Origin of the sequence: Micromonospora musae (assembly GCF_003626545.1) — a bacterium.
Taxonomy (GTDB): Bacteria; Actinomycetota; Actinomycetes; order Mycobacteriales; family Micromonosporaceae; genus Micromonospora; species Micromonospora musae.
On the sequence record NZ_RAZS01000018.1, the window covers coordinates 15,184 to 34,590 of the forward strand.

Here is a 19,407-nt window from a genome sequence, read left to right on the forward strand (position 1 = left end):
GTCGAGCCTCCGGGGGCGGGCGACCGCCGCCGGAGGCCCGGCCCCGATGAGCTGCTGGCGCAACAAGCGACGTGTGAGGGATATATAACGTGCTCGACGTCAACTTTTTCGACGAGTTGCGGATCGGCCTGGCGACCGCCGACGACATCCGTCAGTGGTCGCACGGCGAGGTGAAGAAGCCGGAGACGATCAACTACCGCACCCTGAAGCCGGAGAAGGACGGGCTCTTCTGCGAGAAGATCTTCGGTCCTCAGCGGGACTGGGAGTGCTACTGCGGTAAGTACAAGCGGGTCCGGTTCAAGGGCATCATCTGCGAGCGCTGCGGCGTCGAGGTGACCCGCTCCAAGGTCCGCCGTGAGCGGATGGGGCACATCGAGCTGGCCGCTCCGGTCACCCACATCTGGTACTTCAAGGGCGTGCCGAGCCGGCTGGGCTACCTGCTGGACCTCGCCCCCAAGGACCTCGAGAAGATCATCTACTTCGCCTCGTACGTCGTGACGAGCGTGGACACCGAGGCGCGGCACCGCGACCTCTCGACGATCGAGAACGAGATCCTCGCCGAGAAGCGGCAGTCCGAGAACAGCCGTGACTCGGAGATCGAGAAGCGGGCCGCCAAGCTCGAGGCCGACCTGGCCGAGCTGGAGGCCGAGGGTGCCAAGGCGGACGTCCGGCGCAAGGTCAAGGAGGGCGGAGAGCGCGAGATGCGCCAGATCCGCGACCGGGCCCAGCGCGAGATCGACCGCCTCGACGAGGTGCTCGACACCTTCCGCAAGCTCGAGCCGAAGCAGCTGGTCACCGACGAGCTGCTCTACCGCGAGCTGCGCGACCGGTTCGGCGAGTACTTCACCGGGTCCATGGGCGCCGAGGCGATCAAGGCCCTGGTGCAGAACATGGACCTGGACGCCGAGGCGGAGAACCTCCGCGAGACCATCCGTACCGGCAAGGGCCAGCGGAAGATCCGGGCGCTCAAGCGACTCAAGGTCGTCTCGGCGTTCCTGAACACCCGCAACTCGCCGCTCGGCATGGTGCTGGACTGCGTGCCGGTCATCCCGCCGGACTTGCGTCCGATGGTGCAGCTGGACGGTGGCCGCTTCGCGACCTCCGACCTGAACGACCTGTACCGCCGGGTCATCAACCGGAACAACCGCCTCAAGCGTCTGATCGACCTCGGCGCGCCCGAGATCATCGTCAACAACGAGAAGCGGATGCTCCAGGAGGCCGTCGACGCGCTGTTCGACAACGGCCGCCGTGGCCGGCCGGTCACCGGCCCGGGTAACCGCCCGCTGAAGTCGCTCTCGGACATGCTCAAGGGCAAGCAGGGCCGGTTCCGTCAGAACCTGCTGGGCAAGCGCGTCGACTACTCCGGCCGTTCGGTCATCGTGGTCGGCCCGAAGCTCAAGCTGCACCAGTGCGGTCTGCCCAAGCAGATGGCCCTGGAGCTCTTCAAGCCGTTCGTGATGAAGCGGCTGGTGGACCTCAACCACGCGCAGAACATCAAGTCCGCCAAGCGGATGGTCGAGCGGCAGCGGCCGGTCGTCTGGGACGTGCTGGAAGAGGTCATCGGCGAGCACCCGGTGCTGCTCAACCGGGCGCCCACCCTGCACCGACTGGGCATCCAGGCCTTCGAGCCGCAGCTGGTCGAGGGCAAGGCCATCCAGATCCACCCGCTGGTCTGCACCGCCTTCAACGCCGACTTCGACGGCGACCAGATGGCGGTCCACGTGCCGCTCTCCGCCGAGGCCCAGGCCGAGGCGCGGATCCTGATGCTGTCGTCGAACAACATCCTCAAGCCGGCCGACGGCAAGCCGGTCACCATGCCCACCCAGGACATGGTCATCGGCCTCTACCACCTCACCCACCTCACCACCGATGAGAAGGGTGCGGGCCGGGCGTTCAGCTCGGACGCCGAGGCGCGGATGGCGTACGACAACGGCGAGCTGCACCTGCAGGCTCCGGTGAAGATCCGGCTGCGGGGCATCGTCGGGGTCGACAACGGCGCCGGCGCCGAGCCGTGGGTCGCGCCGGAGGGTTGGTCCGAGGGCGAGACGGTGACCATCGAGACCACCCTCGGCCGGGTCCTGTTCAACGAGACGCTGCCCCCGGGCTACCGCTTCGTGAACTACGAGATCCGCAAGGGCCAGCTCTCCGCGATCGTCAACGACCTCGCCGAGCGCTTCCCGAAGGTGGCCCTCGCGGCGACCCTGGACGGGCTCAAGGAGGCCGGTTTCCACTGGGCCACCTGGTCCGGCGTGACGATCGGTATGGAGGACGTCATCGCTCCGCCGCGCAAGGCGGAGATCCTGGAGCGGTACGAGAAGGAAGCCGACCGGATCGACAAGCAGTACCAGCGTGGTCTGATGACCGCCGAGGAGCGTCGCGGCGAACTCATCGAGATCTGGACCAAGGCGACCAACGAGGTCGCCAAGGAGATGGACACCGCGCTGCCGCAGGAGAACCCGCTGTGGAAGATGATCAACTCGGGTGCCCGCGGTAACCTGCTCCAGCTCCGGCAGATCGCGGCGATCCGTGGTCTGGTGGCCAACCCGAAGGGTGAGATCATCCCGCGGCCCATCAAGGCGTCGTACCGGGAGGGTCTCTCCGTGCTGGAGTACTTCATCTCCACGCACGGTGCCCGTAAGGGTCTCGCCGACACCGCGCTGCGGACCGCCGACTCGGGTTACCTGACCCGTCGTCTGGTGGACGTGTCGCAGGACGTCATCATCCGCGAGGAGGACTGCGGCACCGACCGGGCCATCCCGATGCAGATCGGCGAGCGGCTCGACGGGAAGCTGGTCGTGCACACGCACGCCGAGACCAGCGTGCACGCCCGTACCCTCGCCGACGACATCAAGGGGCCGGACGGCACCGTCGTCGCCGAGCGGGGTCAGGACATCAACTCCATCGGGGTCGACAAGATCGTCGCGGCCGGGGTGGAGACCGTCCGGGTGCGCAGCGTGCTCACCTGCGAGTCGAAGCTCGGCGTCTGCGCAGCCTGCTACGGCCGTTCGCTGCCGACCGGTAAGTCGGTCGACATCGGCGAGGCAGTCGGCATCATCGCCGCGCAGTCCATCGGTGAGCCCGGTACGCAGCTGACGATGCGTACCTTCCACACCGGTGGTGTCGCGGGTGAGGACATCACCCAGGGTCTGCCGCGTGTCCAGGAGATCTTCGAGGCCCGCGTCCCGAAGGGTAAGGCGCCCATCGCCGACACCCCGGGCCGGATCCGGATCGAGGACGGCGAGCGTTCGCGGAAGATCATCGTGATCCCGGACGACGGCAGCGACGAGATCGTCTACGACAAGATCTCGAAGCGCGTGAAGCTGCGGGCCCACGACGGCGACCACGTCGAGGTCGGCGAGAAGCTCACCGAGGGCACCATCGACCCGCACGAGCTGCTGCGCATCCTCGGCCCGCGCGCGGTCCAGGTCCACCTGACTCAGGAGGTCCAGGAGGTCTACCGCTCGCAGGGTGTGCTCATCCACGACAAGCACATCGAGATCATCATCCGCCAGATGCTCAAGCGGGTGACGGTCATCGACTCCGGCTCGACCGAGTTCCTGCCGGGTGTGCTGGTCGACCGGGCGCTCTTCGAGTCGGAGAACCGCCGACTCGTCTCCGAGGGCGGCGAGCCCGCCGCGGGTCGCCCGGTGCTGATGGGTATCACCAAGGCCTCGCTGGCCACGGACTCCTGGCTGTCGGCGGCCTCCTTCCAGGAGACCACCCGGGTGCTGACGGACGCGGCGATCCACGCCCGCAGCGACTCGCTGATCGGCCTCAAGGAGAACGTGATCATCGGTAAGCTCATCCCGGCCGGTACAGGCATCAGCAAGTACCGCAACGTCCGGGTCGAGCCGACCGAGGAGGCGAAGGCCAAGGTCTACTCGATGACCGGCTACCCGGAGACCGACTACGGGTTCGGGCCGGCCAGCGGGCAGGCAGTGCCGCTGGACGACTTCGACTTCGGGTCGTACCGGTAACAGCACGTAGGACGAGGCCCCCGGCAGCTCTGCCGGGGGCCTCGTCGTGTCCGGACCGGTACGTGCGCCACGCCGGTTCGGCATGATGGGGGGATGACGACCGCACCCGGGCAGCTGCCCGTCGCGGAGCAAGCCCCGCGCCATCCGTCGGACCCCGATCCGGCCCGTGCCACGAAGACCCGGGCGGTGTTCGCGCTCGGTCTGATCGCCGCGTTGACCGGCCTCTTCATCGGGGGGATCGTGCCGGCCACGGTGGCGCTGCAACTCTCCCGGCAGGCACGCCGGGAGGCGTACGCCTCGGGTGGTTTCCTCACCGGCGCCAGGTGGCTGCGGCGGGGGGAGCAGTTGGCCTGGACCGGGCTGCTGCTCGCGGCGTTCGCTCTGGTGGCGCTGGCGGTGATCGCGGTGGTCCGGCTGGCCCAGGCGCCGTTCGGGTACGACTATCCGGCCAACGTCGACTGATCCGGGGGAGCGGCACCCGCTCGGGCGCGGTGGGCCCTGCCCCCGGCGGTAGCCTGGCTCCTGTCGGTCGCGTGAGCGACGGCGAAGTCGAGGAGGAGCACGTGACGGAACCGGCGCGCCCCCCGTCGGACGACGACGTGCGGCCGTCCGACCCACCGGACGGCCCCGACGCCTCCGGCCAGGCCGGATCCAGCCAGCCCTCCGCCGCGGCCGGCCCGTCGACCGGTGAGGGCTCCGGCTCGGAGGCGCCGCATGCGGGCCTGCCGCCGGAGACGCCGTCCGGGTTCACGGCTGCGCCGGAGCCCGGTCAGGACGCGCCGGCCGGACCCGGGGTCTCCGCCGCGGGCGCGCCGGATCCGGCTTCGGGGCAGCCGAGCCACGCCGGCTGGGGCGCGCCGTCCGGGCCGGGACACGGGGTTCGACCGGCGGCACCGGGCTGGGCCACGCATGCCGGGCCGCCCGGGTGGGGTACGTCCGCGCCGCCGACTCATGGGGTGCCGTCCGCGCCGCCCGGATATGGGGTGCCGTCCGCGCCGCCCGGCTGGGCTACGGGTGCGCCCGGCTGGGGCGCGCCCGTGTCGCCGGGCCCGGGATTCCCGCCCGGTCCGGGCGGGTGGGGCGCGCCGGCGTCGGCCGGGCCGGGACCGTGGGGTGGGTCGGGCGGGCCGAGCGGGGCTGCGCCGGGCGCGCCGAGCTGGGGTGCGCCGCCGGTTCCGCGGGTGCCACCGCCGACCGACGCCCGGCCCCTGGCTCCGACGAGGGTGGAGCCCGTGGCCGGCACGCCGTTCGGCGTCGTGCACCTGGAGGTACCGCCGGTCACCTCCGGTCTGGCGGTCGGCGCGCTGGTCGCCGGCGTCGTCTCGATCCTCGTGTCGATCCTGGTCATCTGCTTCGGCGTGACCGGAGGCAGCTGGACGGGGGTCTGGGCGGCCGGCGCCTTCACCGTCCTCGGCGTCCTCACCGGCGCGGGTGCGGCAGCCGCCGGGCTGCTCGCACTGCGGCAGATCCGCCGGCCGCTACCGCCACCCGCGGTCCGGTTCACCGGCCACGGGCTGGCCGTGGCCGGGATCAGCTGCGGCGGGGCCGGACTGGTGCTGAGCCTGATCGGCCTGGGGCTCGCTCTGCTGCTCTCGCTGGGCTGACCGTCGTCCGTCCCGCCGAGGCCGGCGGCGCAGTCGCGGCACCGGGTTGTCCGGTGACGCCGGCCCGCCCAGGGACGAACATCACCCGCACCGCCGGGTGACTCGCGTCACCGTCGGTGGTGTTCCCGGAGAGGGGAGAACGACCCGGCCGTGCCGGCCGCGGCACGCCCGGCGCCGGTGTCCGGATCGGGATGCCCGGTGACGGTGGGGCGGTGGCGGGCTCCCGGGGCTGGCGGGCCGTACGCCCGGGGGAGCGGTACACTTGACCCGTAGGTGCCCATCAGGGGTGCGCAGGCGGGACAGACCCCGACGGCCGCGGTGGCGTGGTTCGACGGACCACTCCGTTTTGACCTGGGCGGCTGTGGTAGGTACCCTTTCCCCTTGTGCCCGGGCCAGCCCGGGCAACTCGTGCGTGCGCTGGAGCCGGTTCTCCGGAGATCGAGCGACAGCACGACACAAGCCCAAGACCCGGCCTCGGGGCGACCCGCGTGCCGGTGACAGACCCCCGGTCGCGCGCGAGAGCCCGCGCCGGGACCGCGAACCGGGCGACACGCCCGACCGCGGGTGCTGGGGCCGCCTCAGGGTGGCCCTGGTTGGAAGGTAGGAGAGCCGTCCATCCGGCCGGCTAGACGAGCAGACGGCGCGGTCGCCTCGCAGCGGCCGAAGGGAGCGGAGAAACCCGGTGCCCACCATTCAGCAGCTGGTCCGAAAGGGCCGCCAGGCCAAGACGACCAAGACCAAGACCCCAGCGCTCAAGGGGTCTCCCCAGCGGCGCGGCGTGTGCACCCGCGTGTACACCACCACCCCCAAGAAGCCGAACTCGGCGCTGCGCAAGGTCGCTCGTGTCAAGCTCAGCAGCCAGATCGAGGTGACCGCCTACATCCCGGGCGTCGGTCACAACCTGCAGGAGCACTCGATCGTGCTCGTTCGCGGCGGTCGTGTGAAGGACCTCCCCGGCGTGCGTTACAAGATCGTTCGCGGCTCGCTGGACACCCAGGGCGTCCGCAACCGTAAGCAGGCGCGTAGCCGCTACGGCGCGAAGAAGGAGAAGAGCTGACATGCCGCGTAAGGGACCCGCTCCGCGGCGGCCGCTGGTCGCTGACCCGGTGTACAACTCGCCGCTGGTCACCCAGCTGGTGAACAAGATCCTGCTGCGCGGCAAGCGCCAGCTCGCCGAGCACATCGTGTACGCGGCCCTGGAGGGCTGCCGCGAGAAGTCCGGCACCGACCCCGTCGTGACGCTCAAGCGGGCGATGGACAACGTCAAGCCGACCCTCGAGGTCCGCAGCCGCCGTGTCGGTGGCGCGACCTACCAGGTTCCGGTCGAGGTGCGGCCGGCCCGCGCGACCACCCTCGGTCTGCGCTGGCTGGTCACCTACTCTCGCGCCCGCCGCGAGAAGACCATGATCGAGCGGCTGATGAACGAGCTGCTGGACGCGAGCAACGGCCTCGGTGCCGCCGTCAAGCGGCGCGAGGACACTCACAAGATGGCCGAGTCCAACAAGGCCTTCGCGCACTACCGCTGGTAACACCCGGGTTCCGGCGCCCACAAGGCGCCGGAACCACCGCCAGTTGTGTCGAGACGACGATAAGTAGGGATTGAAGTGGCCGCCGCAGACGCGCTCGCCAACGTACGCAATATCGGCATCATGGCGCACATCGATGCCGGTAAGACCACTACCACCGAGCGGATCCTGTTCTACACCGGTATCACGTACAAGATCGGTGAAGTCCACGAGGGCGCTGCCGTCATGGACTGGATGGAGCAGGAGCAGGAGCGCGGTATCACCATCACTTCCGCCGCCACCAAGTGCGAGTGGAAGGGCCACACGATCCAGATCATCGACACGCCCGGCCACGTCGACTTCACGGTCGAGGTGGAGCGGTCGCTGCGGGTGCTGGACGGTGCGGTCGCGGTGTTCGACGGCGTCGCCGGTGTGGAGCCGCAGACGGAGAACGTCTGGCGTCAGGCGGACAAGTACAACGTCCCCCGGATGTGCTTCGTCAACAAGCTCGACCGGACCGGTGCCGACTTCTTCCGCTGCGTGCAGATGATGATCGACCGGCTGAACGCCACCCCGCTGGTGCTCCAGATCCCGATCGGGACGGAGGCCGAGCACATCGGCGTCGTCGACCTGGTCGGCATGCGCGCCCTCACCTGGCGCGGGGAGACCCAGAAGGGTGAGGACTACGCGGTCGAGGAGATCCCGGCCGAGCTGGCCGACTCCGCGGCCGAGTGGCGCGAGAAGCTGATGGAGACCCTGGCCGACGTCGACGACGCGGTGATGGAGAAGTACCTGGAGGGCGAGGAGATCTCCGTCGAGGCGATCAAGGCCGCCATCCGGCGCGCCACCATCGCCGGCAAGGCCAACCCGGTGCTCTGCGGTTCCGCGTTCAAGAACAAGGGTGTCCAGCCGATGCTGGACGCGGTGGTCGACTACCTGCCGTCGCCGCTGGACGTTCCGGCAATCGAGGGCACCGCCACCGACGGCGAGACCCCGATGCAGCGCAAGCCGTCGAAGTCCGAGCCGTTCTCCGGCCTGGCCTTCAAGATCCAGACCGACAAGCACCTTGGCAAGCTGACCTACGTCCGGGTCTACTCCGGCGTGGTCGAGACCGGTACCCAGGTGATCAACTCCACCAAGGACCGCAAGGAGCGGATCGGCAAGATCTACCAGATGCACGCCAACAAGCGGGAAGAGCGCAGCTCGGCCCAGGCTGGCGACATCATCGCGGTACAGGGCCTGAAGCAGACCACCACCGGTGACACCCTCTCCGACCCGGCGAACCCGGTCATCCTGGAGTCGATGACCTTCCCGGAGCCGGTCATCGAGGTCGCCATCGAGCCGAAGACCAAGGCCGACCAGGAGAAGCTCAGCGTCGCCATCCAGCGGCTGGCCGAGGAGGACCCGACCTTCCGCGTCAAGCTGGACGAGGAGACCGGTCAGACGGTCATCTCCGGCATGGGCGAGCTGCACCTGGACATCCTGGTCGACCGGATGCGCCGCGAGTTCAACGTCGAGGCGAACATCGGTAAGCCGCAGGTGGCGTACCGCGAGACCATCCGCCGGACGGTGGAGAAGGTCGAGTACACCCACAAGAAGCAGACCGGTGGTTCCGGCCAGTACGCCCGCGTGATCGTGAGCGTCGAGCCGCTGCCGCTGGACAACGACTCGCCGACCTACGAGTTCGCCAACGCCGTCACCGGTGGCCGTATCCCGCGGGAGTTCATCCCGTCCGTGGACGCGGGCGCCCAGGACGCGATGCAGTACGGCATCCTCGCCGGCTTCCCGCTGGTGGGTGTCAAGCTGACGCTGCTGGACGGTCAGTACCACGAGGTCGACTCGTCGGAAATGGCATTCAAGATCGCCGGCTCGATGGTGATGAAGGAGGCGGCCCGCAAGGCCGACCCGGCACTGCTCGAGCCGATGATGGCTGTTGAGGTCACCACTCCCGAGGAGAACATGGGTGACGTCATCGGCGACCTCAACTCCCGCCGCGGCATCATCCAGGCGATGGAGGAGCGCAGTGGCGCCCGCATCGTCCGGGCCCTGGTGCCGTTGTCGGAGATGTTCGGCTACGTCGGCGACCTGCGGTCGAAGACCCAGGGCCGGGCTAGCTACAGCATGCAGTTCGACTCCTACGCCGAGGTTCCGACCAACGTGGCCAAGGAGATCATCGCCAAGGCGACGGGTGAGTGACGCTCACCTGAGCTGATGAACCGTCGGTGGTCGCGGGAGGATCCTTCCGCCCGCGACCACCACGGGTGAGCTGCGTGAAGACCGGGCCTGTAGGCTTCACCGCCGCAGAACCCACTAAAAGCTCTCCGGCCGCAAGGTCGGAAAGGCTGTCGACAGAGTCCTAAGCGCCGAACGGCGCGCCGGGCGTACGAACCAAACAGTCCACAGGAGGACACCAGTGGCGAAGGCGAAGTTCGAGCGGACTAAGCCGCACGTCAACATCGGCACCATTGGTCACATCGACCACGGTAAGACGACGCTGACGGCGGCCATCACGAAGGTCCTGCACGACCAGTACCCGGACCTGAACCCGTACACGCCGTTCGACGAGATCGACAAGGCGCCGGAGGAGAAGGCCCGCGGCATCACGATCTCGATCGCGCACGTCGAGTACCAGACCGAGGCGCGGCACTACGCGCACGTCGACTGCCCCGGTCACGCCGACTACATCAAGAACATGATCACCGGTGCCGCCCAGATGGACGGCGCGATCCTGGTGGTCGCGGCGACCGACGGCCCGATGCCGCAGACCCGCGAGCACGTGCTGCTGGCCCGTCAGGTCGGTGTGCCGTACATCGTCGTGGCGCTCAACAAGAGCGACATGGTCGACGACGAGGAGCTCCTGGAGCTCGTCGAGCTCGAGGTCCGCGAGCTGCTCTCCTCGCAGGAGTACCCGGGTGACGACCTGCCGGTCGTCCGGGTCTCGGCGCTGAAGGCCCTCGAGGGTGACCCGGAGTGGACCCAGCGTCTCCTGGACCTGATGACCGCGGTCGACACCGCGATCCCGCAGCCGGAGCGCGAGACCGAGAAGCCGTTCCTCATGCCGATCGAGGACGTCTTCACGATCACCGGTCGTGGCACCGTCGTCACCGGCCGCGCCGAGCGTGGCGTGCTCAAGCCGAACGAGGAGGTGGAGATCGTCGGTATTCGCGAGAAGTCGACGAAGACGGTCGTCACCGGCATCGAGATGTTCCGCAAGCTGCTCGACGAGGCCCGCGCGGGTGAGAACGTCGGTCTGCTGCTGCGTGGCATCAAGCGCGAGGACGTCGAGCGCGGCATGGTCGTCATCAAGCCGGGCACCACGACCCCGCACACCGAGTTCGAGGCGACCGTCTACATCCTCTCCAAGGAGGAGGGTGGCCGGCACACGCCGTTCTTCCAGAACTACCGTCCGCAGTTCTACTTCCGGACCACGGACGTGACCGGTGTCGTTACCCTCCCCGAGGGCACCGAGATGGTCATGCCGGGTGACAACACCTCGATGTCGGTGAAGCTGATCCAGCCCATCGCCATGGAGGAGAACCTCAAGTTCGCGATCCGCGAGGGTGGCCGCACCGTCGGCGCCGGGTTCGTCACCAAGATCATGAAGTGAACTAGGTAACCCCGATTAGACCGGCCGCAGGTCATGCGGCATACTAGTCAGGTTGCGTAACGGCAGTTCGCCGTCCGTGTTCGGCTGAGCCGAACCTCCGGATGGTGAGACAGTCGAGCGCGGGGTGGTTGGCGGCCCGTCCGCCAACCCCCCTCGCACGGCGTTCGAGTTGCGATATCGCGCTCGGCGTCTTGACCCACCGCGTGGTCGGACCGCTCCGGAGTCTGGGGCGGAGCCTGATCCGAGGGCGCGACACGCCCGACCGCGGGGGTCGGCGAAGTGGGCCTGTGCCGGCCGGTGCAGGCGCCCGCAACACAGCGGCATCGAGAGAAGGAACAGAAGCCACCATGGCGGGACAGAAGATCCGCATCCGGCTCAAGGCCTATGACCACGAGGTCGTCGACTCCTCGGCTCGGAAGATCGTCGAGACGGTGACGCGTACCGGGGCGCAGGTCGCGGGCCCGGTGCCGCTGCCCACGGAGATCAACCGTTTCTGCGTCATCCGCTCGCCGCACAAGTACAAGGACTCGCGCGAGCACTTTGAGATGCGTACGCACAAGCGGCTGATCGACATCATCGACCCGACCCCCAAGACGGTCGACTCGCTCATGCGCCTCGACCTGCCGGCTGGCGTCGACATCGAGATCAAGCTGTAGGGACCGGACAAATGGACAGGCAAGTTAAGGGGATCCTGGGCGCCAAGCTCGGCATGACCCAGGTCTGGGACAACAACCGCGTTGTTCCGGTGACCGTGGTCGAGGCCGGCCCGTGCGTCATCAGCCAGGTTCGTAGCGCCGAGAAGGACGGTTACTCCGCGGTCCAGCTCGCCTACGGCACGATCGACCCGCGCAAGGTGAAGAAGCCGATCACCGGCCACTACGCCAAGGCCGAGGTCGCGCCGCGCCGGCACATCGTCGAGCTGCGCACCAGCGACGCCGCCGACTACTCGCTCGGCCAGGAGGTCACGGTCGAGGAGTTCCCGGCGGGCGTCTCGATCGACGTCACCGGCCGCACCAAGGGCAAGGGTTACGCCGGCCCGATGAAGCGGCACGGCTTCCACGGTCTGCGCGCGAGCCACGGTGTCGAGCGCAAGCACCGCTCGCCCGGCTCGATCGGCGCCTGCGCCACCCCGGGTCGCGTCTTCAAGGGCACCCGGATGGCCGGCCGGATGGGTGGCGTGCGCTACACCGTCCAGAACCTGACCGTCCAGGCGGTCGACACCGAGAACAACCTGCTGCTGGTCCGCGGTGCCATCCCCGGTCCGAAGGGCGCGGTGGTTCTGGTCCGTACGGCGGCCAAGACCAAGGCGAAGAAGGGCGGTGTGGCCAAGTGAGCACCGTTGACGTCCTCAACGTCGAAGGCGCCAAGAGCGGCTCGGTCGAGCTGCCGGCCGACATCTTCGACGTGCAGGCCAACGTCGCGCTGATGCACCAGGTCGTGGTGGCACAGCTGGCGGCGGCCCGGCAGGGCACGCACAAGACCAAGACCCGCGGCGAGGTCGCCGGCGGCGGCAAGAAGCCCTACAAGCAGAAGGGCACCGGTCGTGCCCGCCAGGGCTCGATCCGCGCGCCGCAGTTCGCCGGCGGTGGCGTGGTGCACGGTCCCGTGCCGCGTGACTACAGCCAGCGCACCCCCAAGAAGATGAAGGCCGCCGCTCTGCGTGGCGCCCTCTCCGACCGGGCGCGCGCCGGCCAGGTGCACGTCGTCGAGGCGTTCGTCTCGGGCGAGAAGCCGTCGACCAAGGCTGCTCTGGTCACGCTGGCCAAGCTGACCGAGGCCCGGCGGGTCCTCGTCGTGCTGAGCAGCACCGACGAGCTGAACTGGGTGTCGCTGCGCAACGAGCCGCGGGTGCACCTGATCGAGGCCGGCCAGCTCAACACGTACGACGTGCTGGTGGCCGACGACGTGGTCTTCACCAAGGACGCGCTGGACGAGTTCCTGGGCGTTCCGGCCGAGACCACCGAGGAGGGTGGCAAGTGAGCACGATCGCCGACCCGCGCGACATCATCGTGGCGCCGGTCGTCTCGGAGAAGAGCTACAGCGAGCTGAACCGCAACTGGTACACCTTCGAGGTGCACCCGGACGCGAACAAGACCGAGATCAAGATCGCTATCCAGCAGATCTTCAACGTCCGCGTCCTGACGGTCAACACGCTCAACCGCGAGGGCAAGCGCAAGCGCACCCGTAACGGGTTCGGCAAGCGCAAGGACACCAAGCGGGCGATGGTGAAGCTGGCTGACGGTGACCGTATCGAGGCCTTCGGCGGCCCGGTCAGCTGAGGGGTGTAGACAATGGCTATCCGTAAGTACAAGCCGACGACGCCGGGCCGGCGTGGCTCCAGCGTCGCCGACTTCGCTGAGATCACCCGGTCGACGCCCGAGAAGTCGCTGCTGGCTCCGCTGCCGAAGAAGGGCGGTCGCAACGCCCACGGTCGGATCACCACGCGGCACCACGGTGGCGGCCACAAGCGGCAGTACCGTCTGATCGACTTCAAGCGGGTCGACAAGGACGGCGTGCCGGCGAAGGTCGCGCACATCGAGTACGACCCGAACCGCACCGCGCGCATCGCGCTGCTGCACTACGCCGACGGCGAGAAGCGTTACATCATCGCGCCGAAGGACCTGAAGCAGGGCGACGTCGTCGAGTCGGGTCCGAGCGCCGACATCAAGCCGGGCAACAACCTGCCGCTGCGCAACATCCCGGTCGGTACCACCGTCCACAACGTGGAGCTGCGTCCGGGCGGCGGCGCCAAGCTGGCCCGCTCGGCCGGCGTCGGCATCCAGCTGCTTGGCCGCGAGGGCGCGTACGCGACCCTGCGTATGCCCTCCGGTGAGATCCGGCGGGTCGACGTGCGCTGCCGGGCGAGCGTCGGCGAGATCGGCAACGCCGATCAGTCGAACATCAACTGGGGTAAGGCCGGCCGGATGCGGTGGAAGGGCAAGCGCCCGACCGTCCGTGGTGTCGCCATGAACCCGGTCGACCACCCGCACGGTGGTGGTGAGGGTAAGACCTCCGGTGGTCGCCACCCGGTCAACCCGCAGGGTAAGCCCGAGGGCCGCACCCGCCGTAAGGGCCAGCCGAGTGACCGGCTGATCGTCCGCCGTCGCTACGCCACCCGCAAGCGCGGCTAACAGGAGAGCTGACTTATGCCTCGCAGCCTGAAGAAGGGCCCGTTCGTAGACGACCACCTGCTCAAGAAGGTGGAGACGCAGAACGACAAGGGAACCAAGAACGTCATCAAGACCTGGTCGCGCCGCTCGATGATCATCCCGGACATGCTCGGGCACACGATCGCCGTGCACGACGGACGCAAGCACGTCCCGGTGTTCGTGACCGAGGCGATGGTCGGGCACAAGCTCGGCGAGTTCGCTTTGACCCGCACGTTCAAGGGTCACGAGAAGGACGATCGGAAGAGCCGTCGGCGCTGACGCCGCGGGCACACGGATAGAGGATCAAGGGGTTACAGCGATGCCAGGAAAGGGCGACGCTCCGGTGCTTCCGGGCGCGCGGGCGGTTGCGCGGCATGTGCGCATCTCGCCGATGAAGGCGCGCCGGGTGGTCAACCTCGTCCGCGGCCTGCCCGCGAAGGAGGCGCTCACGGTGCTGCAGTTCGCGCCGCAGGCTGCGAGTGAGCAGGTGTACAAGGTGCTCGCTAGCGCGATCGCCAACGCGGAGAACAACGAGCGGCTGGACCCCGACGCGCTGCTCGTCAGCGAGGCGTTCGTGGACGAGGGCCCGACGATGAAGCGGTTCCAGCCGCGGGCGCAGGGTCGGGCGTTCCGGATCCGCAAGCGCACCTGCCACATCACGGTGGCGGTCGAGGCCGTCGCGCCGGCCACGCCGCGTAAGGCCGCGAAGAAGACGGCTCCGGCGAAGAAGGCCGCGCCGGCCGAGACGCAGAGCAACACGGAGGGCGCGGAGTAATGGGTCAGAAGGTTCACCCGCACGGGTTCCGACTCGGTATCTCGACCGACTGGAAGTCCCGCTGGTTCGCGGACAAGCTCTACAAGGACTACGTCGGCGAGGACGTCAAGATCCGCCGGATGATGTCCCAGGGCCTCGAGCGCGCCGGGATCTCCAAGGTCGACATCGAGCGCACCCGGGACCGGGTCCGTGTCGACATCCACACCGCCCGGCCGGGCATCGTCATCGGCCGTAAGGGTGCGGAGGCCGACAAGATCCGGGGCCGGCTCGAGAAGCTGACCGGCAAGCAGGTCCAGCTGAACATCATCGAGGTGAAGAACCCCGAGTCGGACGCCCAGCTCGTCGCGCAGGGCGTGGCCGAGCAGCTGTCCAGCCGGGTCAGCTTCCGTCGGGCGATGCGCAAGGCCATGCAGTCGGCCATGAAGAACCCGGTCTGCAAGGGCATCCGGGTGCAGGTCTCGGGTCGCCTCGGCGGCGCCGAGATGAGCCGGACGGAGTTCTACCGCGAGGGCCGGGTTCCGCTGCACACGCTGCGGGCCAACATCGAGTACGGCTTCTTCGAGGCCCGTACCACGTTCGGCCGGATCGGTGTGAAGGTCTGGATCTACAAGGGCGACGCGGTCCCGGGCCGGGAGGCTCCGGCCGAGACCGGTCCGTCCCGTCCGCGCCGTGACCGTGGCGACCGGCCCGAGCGGCCGCGCCGTGGTCGGTCGGGTTCGTCCGGCACCACCGCCGGCGGTACCGAGGCCGGCCGGGCTGCCGCGACCACGCTCGCGCAGCAGGCCGAGACGCCGAGTGGTGACGCGGTGGATCCCGCCGCCGTCGCCGCCGCGGCAGAAACGCAGCAGGAGGGCTGACAGATGCTGATGCCGCGCAAGCCCCCGAAGGGCTTCCGCAAGCCGCACCACCCGGACCGCCACGGCGCGTCCAAGGGTGGTAACCGGGTGGTGTTCGGCGAGTTCGGGATCCAGGCTCTCGAGCCGGCGTACGTGACCAACCGGCAGATCGAGTCGGCGCGTATCGCGATGACCCGTCACATCAAGCGTGGCGGCAAGGTCTGGATCACGATCTTCCCGGACCAGGCGCTCACCAAGAAGCCGGCCGAAACCCGGATGGGTTCCGGTAAGGGTTCGACCGAGTGGTGGGTCTCCAACGTGAAGCCGGGGCGGATTCTCTTCGAGATGTCCTTCCCCAACGAGCAGATTGCGCGAGAGGCGATGCGTCGCGCGATCCACAAGCTCCCGATGAAGTGCCGCATTGTGACGCGCGAAGTGGGTGAGTCCTGATGGCAGCGGGCGTTAAGGCCGCCGAGCTGCGTGAGCTCTCCGAGGAGGAGCTGGTCACGAAGCTGCGGGAGGCCAAGGCGGAGCTGTTCAACCTCCGCGTGCAGGCCGCAACCGGTCAGCTGGACAACAACCGGCGGCTGCAGGTCATCCGTCGGGAGATCGCCCGGATCTACACGATCATGCGCGAGCGCGAGCTGGGGCTCTCGGCCGCGCCGACTGAGGTGACTGCAGGATGAGCGAGAACACCACCACCACCGAGACCCGGGGCCGCCGCAAGGTCCGCGAGGGTCTGGTGGTCAGCGACAAGATGGACAAGACCGTCGTCGTCGAGGTCGAGGACCGCGTCAAGCACGCGCTGTACGGCAAGATCATGCGTCGTACCAGCAAGCTGAAGGCGCACGACGAGCAGAACAGCGCCGGCATCGGCGACCGGGTCCTGATCATGGAGACCCGGCCGCTCTCCGCCACCAAGCGCTGGCGGCTCGTGGAGATCCTGGAAAAGGCCAAGTAGCGAAGGCTTCGAGCTCGCCCGACGTCGCGTCGGGCGCGGGTTCCGCCAGGCTCCGGCCGCTACGGCGGCCGGAGAACCGGCAGACATAGGAGATAGACGTGATTCAGCAGGAGTCGCGACTGCGCGTCGCCGACAACACGGGTGCCCGGGAGATCCTGTGCATCCGGGTTCTCGGTGGCTCCGGTCGGCGCTACGCGAGCATCGGCGACGTCATCGTGGCCACCGTCAAGGACGCGATCCCGGGTGCCGGTGTGAAGAAGGGCGACGTCGTCAAGGCGGTCGTCGTTCGCACCGTCAAGGAGAAGCGGCGTCCGGACGGGTCGTACATCCGCTTCGACGAGAACGCCGCCGTCATCATCAAGGATGGTGGCGACCCGCGCGGTACCCGTATCTTCGGCCCGGTCGGTCGGGAGCTGCGGGACAAGCGGTTCATGAAGATCATTTCCCTCGCGCCGGAGGTGTTGTGACCGTGAAGGTCAAGAAGGGCGACACGGTCGTCGTCATCGCCGGCAAGGACAAGGGTGCCAAGGGCAAGGTCATCGCGGCCTACCCGCGGCAGGACAAGGTCCTGGTCGAGGGCGTGAACCGGGTCAAGAAGCACACCCGCATCAGCACCACCCAGCGCGGCGCCAAGACCGGTGGCATCGTCACCCAGGAGGCCCCGATCAACGTCTCGAACGTGATGGTCGTGGACTCCGACGGCAAGCCGACCCGTGTCGGTTACCGGATCGACGACAACGGCCAGAAGGTCCGCATCGCGCGTAGCACCGGTAAGGACCTCTGATGACCACGGCTACCGAAACCAACACCACTCCGCGTCTGAAGGAGCGGTACCGCAGCGAGATCGTGGCCAAGCTGCGCGAGCAGTACGACTACGGCAACCCGATGCAGGTGCCGCGGCTGGTCAAGATCGTCGTCAACATGGGTGTCGGCGAGGCCGCCCGGGACGCCAAGCTGATCGACGGCGCCGTCCGCGACCTGGCCACCATCACCGGCCAGAAGCCGCAGGTGCGGCGGGCGACCAAGTCCATCGCGCAGTTCAAGCTCCGCGAGGGCATGCCGATCGGCGCGAAGGTGACCCTCCGCGGCGACCGGATGTGGGAGTTCCTGGACCGGCTGCTGTCGATCGCGCTGCCGCGTATCCGCGACTTCCGCGGTCTCGACGGCCGCAAGCTCGACGGGCACGGCAACTACACGTTCGGCCTGACCGAGCAGTCGGTGTTCCACGAGATCGACCAGGACAAGATCGATCGCCAGCGGGGCATGGACATCACGGTGGTCACCACCGCCACGACCGACGACGAGGGCCGGGCGCTGCTCAAGCTCCTGGGCTTCCCGTTCAAGGAGAACTGAGATGGCCAAGAAGGCGCTGATCCTCAAGGCGGCCGCGAAGCCGAAGTTCTCGGTTCGCGCGTACACCCGCTGCCAGCGGTGCGGGCGTCCGAAGGCGGTATACCGCAAGTTCGGTCTCTGCCGGGTGTGCATCCGGGAGATGGCCCACCGCGGTGAGCTGCCCGGCGTGTCCAAGGCTTCCTGGTAATAGCCCGGCGCGCTCCGCGCGTCAGCTGCACTGTCTCTTCGCCGTAGGCCTGCGGCCGATTCGCGGGAACCCCGGCGAGAAAGGTTGACGAAATCCATGACGATGACCGACCCGATCGCAGACATGCTCACGCGTCTGCGTAACGCCAACCAGGCGTACCACGACCGGGTGACGATGCCTTACTCCAAGATCAAGGCGAACATCGCCGAGGTCCTGAAGGCCGAGGGCTACATCGCCACCTGGTCGGTCGAGGAGCCCGAGGAGGGCGCCGTCGGCAAGCGACTGGCCGTCGAGCTGAAGTACGGCCAGAACCGGGAGCGGAGCCTGGCCGGGATCAAGCGGGTGTCCAAGCCCGGACTGCGGGTGTACGCCAAGTCGGGCGAGCTTCCTCGGGTGCTCGGCGGACTGGGCGTGGCGATCATTTCGACGTCCCAGGGGCTGCTCACTGACCGGCAGGCCCGCAAGCGGAGCGTTGGCGGGGAAGTCCTCGCCTTCGTCTGGTAACGGGAGACAGGTAGAAATGTCGCGTATTGGACGTAAGTCGATCCCGGTGCCGTCCGGCGTCGACGTCACGATCGACGGGCAGACCGTCAAGGTCAAGGGCCCGAAGGGCGAGCTGGCGCACACCCTCGCCGAGCCGATCCGCGCCGAGCGGAGCGAGGACGGTCAGCTGTCCGTCAACCGCCCGGACGACGAGCGCAAGTCGAAGGAACTGCACGGCCTCAGCCGTACCCTGGTCGCCAACATGATCGTCGGCGTCACCGAGGGCTACCGGAAGAGCCTGGAGATCAACGGCACCGGTTACCGGGTGACGGCCAAGGGCAAGGACCTGGAGTTCGCGCTCGGCTTCTCGCACCCGGTCGTGGTGACCGCGCCGGACGGAATCACCTTCACGGTGGAGCGTCCGACGCTGTTCCACATCGCCGGCATCGACAAGCAGCAGGTCGGCGAGATCGCCGCCAACATCCGGAAGATCCGCCCGCCGGAGCCCTACAAGGGCAAGGGCATCAAGTACCAGGGCGAGGTCATCCGCCGCAAGGCCGGAAAGGCAGGTAAGAAGTGAGCGCCACGCTGCTCAAGCGCCGCCGCGGCGTCGCCGCCAAGCGCGCCGTCGGGCGTGCGCGTCGGCACTTCCGGGTCCGCAAGAACGTCAGTGGTACGGCCGAGCGTCCGCGCCTGGTCGTCACCCGTTCGCTGCGGCACATCGTCGCCCAGGTCGTCGACGACAACAAGGGTCACACCCTGGCGTCGGCGTCGACGATGGACGCCTCGCTGCGCGGTGCCGAGGGCGACAAGAGCGCCCTCGCCGGCAAGGTGGGCGCCCTGCTCGCCGAGCGGGCCAAGGCCGCCGGCGTTTCCAAGGTCGTCTTCGACCGCGGCGGCAGCCGGTACGCGGGGCGGGTCGCCGCGCTTGCCGATGCCGCCCGCGAAGCCGGGCTCGACTTCTAGTAAC

The 19,407-nt window shown here is 68.5% G+C and carries 25 protein-coding genes; all 25 read left to right on the plus strand.

What is annotated here, in order from left to right:
• Positions 1-89 precede the first annotated feature (89 nt).
• Positions 90-3,977 carry a DNA-directed RNA polymerase subunit beta' gene (locus D7147_RS31340; RefSeq protein WP_120684242.1) on the plus strand — a complete coding sequence of 1,296 codons (3,888 nt, stop codon included), beginning with the start codon at positions 90-92 and terminating at the stop codon, positions 3,975-3,977.
• A gap of 93 nt (positions 3,978-4,070) precedes the next feature.
• A complete protein-coding gene (locus D7147_RS31345; protein ID WP_120684244.1) occupies positions 4,071-4,439 on the plus strand; it encodes a hypothetical protein in 369 nt (122 codons plus the stop codon).
• Between the two features lie 761 nt (positions 4,440-5,200).
• A complete protein-coding gene (locus D7147_RS31350; protein WP_120684246.1) occupies positions 5,201-5,581 on the plus strand; it encodes a hypothetical protein in 381 nt (126 codons plus the stop codon).
• 682 nt (positions 5,582-6,263) lie between these two features.
• The gene (gene rpsL, locus D7147_RS31355) at positions 6,264-6,638 is read left to right on the plus strand and encodes a 30S ribosomal protein S12 (protein WP_007465318.1); all 375 of its coding nucleotides are present in this window, start codon (positions 6,264-6,266) and stop codon (positions 6,636-6,638) included.
• Between the two features lies 1 nt (position 6,639).
• On the plus strand, positions 6,640-7,110 hold the full coding sequence (rpsG, locus tag D7147_RS31360; RefSeq protein WP_120684248.1) for a 30S ribosomal protein S7: 471 nt from the start codon (positions 6,640-6,642) through the stop codon (positions 7,108-7,110).
• Between the two features lie 75 nt (positions 7,111-7,185).
• The gene (fusA, locus tag D7147_RS31365) at positions 7,186-9,282 is read left to right on the plus strand and encodes an elongation factor G (protein WP_120684250.1); all 2,097 of its coding nucleotides are present in this window, start codon (positions 7,186-7,188) and stop codon (positions 9,280-9,282) included.
• A gap of 217 nt (positions 9,283-9,499) precedes the next feature.
• Positions 9,500-10,693: an elongation factor Tu gene (tuf, locus tag D7147_RS31370; protein WP_120684252.1), complete on the plus strand. Its 1,194-nt coding sequence runs from the start codon at positions 9,500-9,502 to the stop codon at positions 10,691-10,693.
• Positions 10,694-11,040: 347 nt separating this feature from the next.
• A complete protein-coding gene (gene rpsJ / locus D7147_RS31375) occupies positions 11,041-11,349 on the plus strand; it encodes a 30S ribosomal protein S10 (RefSeq protein ID WP_007073037.1) in 309 nt (102 codons plus the stop codon).
• 11 nt (positions 11,350-11,360) lie between these two features.
• On the plus strand, positions 11,361-12,026 hold the full coding sequence (gene rplC / locus D7147_RS31380; protein WP_120684254.1) for a 50S ribosomal protein L3: 666 nt from the start codon (positions 11,361-11,363) through the stop codon (positions 12,024-12,026).
• Complete coding sequence (gene rplD / locus D7147_RS31385; RefSeq protein ID WP_120684256.1) at positions 12,023-12,673, plus strand: 50S ribosomal protein L4; 651 nt, start codon at positions 12,023-12,025, stop codon at positions 12,671-12,673. Before rplC ends, rplD begins: the two co-directional genes overlap by 4 nt.
• Positions 12,670-12,972 carry a 50S ribosomal protein L23 gene (gene rplW / locus D7147_RS31390; protein WP_120684258.1) on the plus strand — a complete coding sequence of 101 codons (303 nt, stop codon included), beginning with the start codon at positions 12,670-12,672 and terminating at the stop codon, positions 12,970-12,972. Before rplD ends, rplW begins: the two co-directional genes overlap by 4 nt.
• A 12-nt stretch (positions 12,973-12,984) precedes the next feature.
• On the plus strand, positions 12,985-13,824 hold the full coding sequence (gene rplB, locus D7147_RS31395) for a 50S ribosomal protein L2 (protein ID WP_120684260.1): 840 nt from the start codon (positions 12,985-12,987) through the stop codon (positions 13,822-13,824).
• 15 nt (positions 13,825-13,839) lie between these two features.
• Positions 13,840-14,121: a 30S ribosomal protein S19 gene (gene rpsS / locus D7147_RS31400; protein ID WP_120684262.1), complete on the plus strand. Its 282-nt coding sequence runs from the start codon at positions 13,840-13,842 to the stop codon at positions 14,119-14,121.
• Between the two features lie 40 nt (positions 14,122-14,161).
• Positions 14,162-14,617 carry a 50S ribosomal protein L22 gene (rplV, locus tag D7147_RS31405; RefSeq protein WP_120684264.1) on the plus strand — a complete coding sequence of 152 codons (456 nt, stop codon included), beginning with the start codon at positions 14,162-14,164 and terminating at the stop codon, positions 14,615-14,617.
• Entirely contained in the window at positions 14,617-15,474 is an 858-nt protein-coding gene (gene rpsC / locus D7147_RS31410; protein ID WP_120684266.1) for a 30S ribosomal protein S3, read from the plus strand. The genes rplV and rpsC overlap by 1 nt, the downstream gene beginning before the upstream one ends.
• 3 nt (positions 15,475-15,477) lie before the next feature.
• Entirely contained in the window at positions 15,478-15,903 is a 426-nt protein-coding gene (rplP, locus tag D7147_RS31415) for a 50S ribosomal protein L16 (protein WP_120684268.1), read from the plus strand.
• The gene (gene rpmC, locus D7147_RS31420; protein ID WP_012015118.1) at positions 15,903-16,139 is read left to right on the plus strand and encodes a 50S ribosomal protein L29; all 237 of its coding nucleotides are present in this window, start codon (positions 15,903-15,905) and stop codon (positions 16,137-16,139) included. Before rplP ends, rpmC begins: the two co-directional genes overlap by 1 nt.
• Complete coding sequence (gene rpsQ, locus D7147_RS31425; protein WP_120684270.1) at positions 16,136-16,414, plus strand: 30S ribosomal protein S17; 279 nt, start codon at positions 16,136-16,138, stop codon at positions 16,412-16,414. Before rpmC ends, rpsQ begins: the two co-directional genes overlap by 4 nt.
• A gap of 98 nt (positions 16,415-16,512) precedes the next feature.
• A complete protein-coding gene (gene rplN, locus D7147_RS31430; protein ID WP_020520472.1) occupies positions 16,513-16,881 on the plus strand; it encodes a 50S ribosomal protein L14 in 369 nt (122 codons plus the stop codon).
• Positions 16,878-17,198, plus strand: coding sequence for a 50S ribosomal protein L24 (gene rplX, locus D7147_RS31435; RefSeq protein ID WP_187398703.1), 321 nt, complete (start codon positions 16,878-16,880; stop codon positions 17,196-17,198). The genes rplN and rplX overlap by 4 nt, the downstream gene beginning before the upstream one ends.
• Positions 17,198-17,767, plus strand: coding sequence for a 50S ribosomal protein L5 (gene rplE / locus D7147_RS31440; RefSeq protein WP_120684272.1), 570 nt, complete (start codon positions 17,198-17,200; stop codon positions 17,765-17,767). The genes rplX and rplE overlap by 1 nt, the downstream gene beginning before the upstream one ends.
• A 1-nt stretch (position 17,768) precedes the next feature.
• Positions 17,769-17,954 carry a type Z 30S ribosomal protein S14 gene (locus D7147_RS31445; RefSeq protein WP_007073023.1) on the plus strand — a complete coding sequence of 62 codons (186 nt, stop codon included), beginning with the start codon at positions 17,769-17,771 and terminating at the stop codon, positions 17,952-17,954.
• Between the two features lie 96 nt (positions 17,955-18,050).
• Entirely contained in the window at positions 18,051-18,458 is a 408-nt protein-coding gene (rpsH, locus tag D7147_RS31450; RefSeq protein ID WP_120684274.1) for a 30S ribosomal protein S8, read from the plus strand.
• A gap of 16 nt (positions 18,459-18,474) precedes the next feature.
• A complete protein-coding gene (rplF, locus tag D7147_RS31455; RefSeq protein ID WP_120684276.1) occupies positions 18,475-19,017 on the plus strand; it encodes a 50S ribosomal protein L6 in 543 nt (180 codons plus the stop codon).
• Positions 19,014-19,403 carry a 50S ribosomal protein L18 gene (gene rplR / locus D7147_RS31460; protein ID WP_120684278.1) on the plus strand — a complete coding sequence of 130 codons (390 nt, stop codon included), beginning with the start codon at positions 19,014-19,016 and terminating at the stop codon, positions 19,401-19,403. The genes rplF and rplR overlap by 4 nt, the downstream gene beginning before the upstream one ends.
• Positions 19,404-19,407: the final 4 nt, after the last annotated feature.